2 protein-coding genes are annotated in these 2,751 nt (G+C 35.6%); both read right to left on the reverse strand.

What is annotated here, in order from left to right:
• A partial coding sequence (locus VK998_RS07795; RefSeq protein WP_325227371.1) for a S41 family peptidase occupies window positions 1-1,060 on the reverse strand: 1,060 nt, incomplete at its 3' end.
• Window positions 1,061-1,072: 12 nt separating this feature from the next.
• The gene (locus VK998_RS07800; RefSeq protein ID WP_325227373.1) at window positions 1,073-2,560 is read right to left on the reverse strand and encodes an S-layer homology domain-containing protein; all 1,488 of its coding nucleotides are present in this window, start codon (window positions 2,558-2,560) and stop codon (window positions 1,073-1,075) included.
• Window positions 2,561-2,751 lie beyond the last annotated feature (191 nt).

The raw sequence follows: 2,751 nt of genomic DNA on the forward strand, positions 1-2,751 counted from the left end.
CTCCCAAAAGTCCACCAGGGTTGTCCCTTAGGTCTATTATTATACTGGAAATATTTTCTTTGTCAAGTTTCTTCAAGGCAGATACTAGGTTTTCATAGGTATTAGGGTTGAACTGACTTATTTTTATATACCCAATTTTATCTTTTAATATCTTATATTCTACTGGATTGATTTTTATTTCTGCTCTCTTTATATTTACTTGGATGTTTTTTTCTTGTCTGTTGACCCCTATTCTCACAGAAGTACCTGGTTCTCCTTTTATTAGGCTAGTTACTTCTTCTAAGGATTTACCTTCTACATTTTTTCCATCTACGGAGATTAGTTTGTCCCCTGGTTTGATTCCTGCTTTGTAGGCTGGACTTCCCTTTATAGGTTCTGTAATTATTATAGAATCTTTTTCCTCTTTGATATATACCCCTATTCCTACAAAATCACCAGAAATATCTTCCCATAGAGTTTGGAATTCTTCTTGAGTATAGTATTGGCTATTTGGGTCTAGGCTTTGGAACAAGCCTTTAATGGCTCCTTGTAGTAATTCTTCTTCTGTTGGTTCATAGAAAGAATTATGTTCTATAATGTTTTTTATGTTTAAAAAATAGTCTACATTATATGGTGAGTCTGCTATGGATAGTGTTGGTGTTAGTAGTAAGGATATTATTAATAATAGTGTAGATATTTTTTTTATTATCTTGAGATTATGTTTTTTAAAGCGAGATTCTTCACTTCGTTCAGAATGACAGAGGTATGGGGTTTCACTATGTTCAGAATGACAGAAGTGAGATTCTTCACTATGTTCTGGATGACAGAAGCGAGATTCTTCACTTCGTTCAGAATGACAGAGGTATGGGGTTTCACTATGTTCTGGATGACAGAAGTGAGATTCTTCACTTCGTTCAGAATGACAGAGGTGTGAGGTTTTGCTGTGTTTCGAATGACAGAGGTGTGGTTCTTTGCTGATGTTCAGGATAATATCCTCTCTGTCATCCTGAGCATAGCAGGATAAGCTTACCCTCGAAGGATCTCCAACTAAGTATTTGTATTTTCTATTTTTGCTTGTCATATTTAATTCCCCCTAATTATTGAGTAGATTTTCTCTGTAGTCTGTTCTTAAATCTTCTTGCATATAGTTAATCAAGTCTACTATCAGTTTTGATGATTCTCCTTTAGTTATTGGTCTATTAGGATAGAAATAATCTCCTCCATCTACCATGTCTAGCTCTTTGGCTATATAGATGTAGTCTTTTGCCCAAAGGGGTATATTTGCATCGTCTTTATATCCAGTGGTATAGTTTTTGTTTCTTGGGGCTAAGTTATTTTCTAGTCCTAATAGTCTTATTATGGTGGCATAGGCTTCGGCACGACTTAATGGTTCATCTGGATAGAATTTATCTTTGTCTATACCTAACATTATACCTCTTTTGCCTACTTCTTCAATATAGTCAAAGTTTCTATGGTCTTTATCTACGTCTCTAAATAGGGGTGGTTCTGGTTCTTCTCTTCTTCTTCTAGATCTACGGGACCTAGTTTCTTCTTCCTTTTCTATTTGGATATCCATTGAATTGACGATGGATTTTGCAAAATCCCCTCTACTAATAGGGGTATCTGGTCCTAAATAATTGCTATTTAAAGCTAATGCTTCCATACTGGCTAAAAGGAATAATTCTCCTTCCCTTTCATGTCCTAAAATATCCCTTGCTGCTGGTATGGATAGTCTCTTGTTATAAGGGACTGTATCCATAGTAAAGGAATTCTTCCCTAGATTTCTACCTTTTACTATGGTGTTGTTAGTCATTCTAGGTAGGTCATAGATATATTTTAATACATTTTCATAGGTTTCTGTTATGGTTACTCCTTCTCTAAAACTAATTTGTCTTGGGGCGTTTTCAGAGTAGGAATAGTCTTTAGTTCTATTATAAGATACTTCAACTGTGGCAGAACCTTCCCAATTATCATCAGGGTTCAAAGGGTTTTCATAGTTTATTATATGTTCGATGGATTGGGTTTCTGTTGCTGACCATGGACTTTCATAGCCTACCAATTTGCCATGACTTTCTACTGTTACCTTTTCTGCTCCCCTATCTATGGTATAGGTTTTTCTTGCTGACATATCTCCTGCATTGTATTCTAATAGTGGGGTGTTGTGTGTTATGGTGCTTTGGTTCCAAGGATAGTCCTGGTTTTTTTTATTATGTCTTACTTCATAGCGTTTCCCATTTATATTTATGGTTTCAGTGTATTTGTCCAAAGTACGAGTAGAGCTAGTTTGGTTACCTTTAGGTTCTAATGTGGTAATGATGGTAATATTTCTGCTTAGTTTAGCATCTTCCCCTGGGTTTTCTAAATCATATCTATAGGTTTCCGTTATAGTGTTATCTTTTTCTTTTGTTTTTATGGTTAGGGTTCCTTCCATTATAATGGGTTTTCCCGTTACAAATATTACTTCTTTATAATTGCTTTCGTTTTGGATTCCCCCTTCGTATCCAGGAATGTTCATGGCTAGAGTAGTGATAGGGGTTAGTAGTATGATTATTGTTATTATAATTGGTATCATTTTTTTCATTTTATGCCTCCTCTGCTTTGAGCGAGTACAGGTCGCTCCAGTTCTTTAGAAACTTTGTTAATTATGCGAGATCCTTCGAGGGTCGTTCTTATACTGTAAGTCTCAGGATGACATTATACTTGTCATTCTGAACGACAGTGAAGAATCTCGCTTTTGTCATTCTGAACGTCAGTGAAGAATCTCATCCTTGT

Origin of the sequence: Schnuerera sp., from assembly GCF_035459645.1 — a bacterium.
Classification (GTDB): Bacteria; Bacillota; Clostridia; order Tissierellales; family Tepidimicrobiaceae; genus Schnuerera.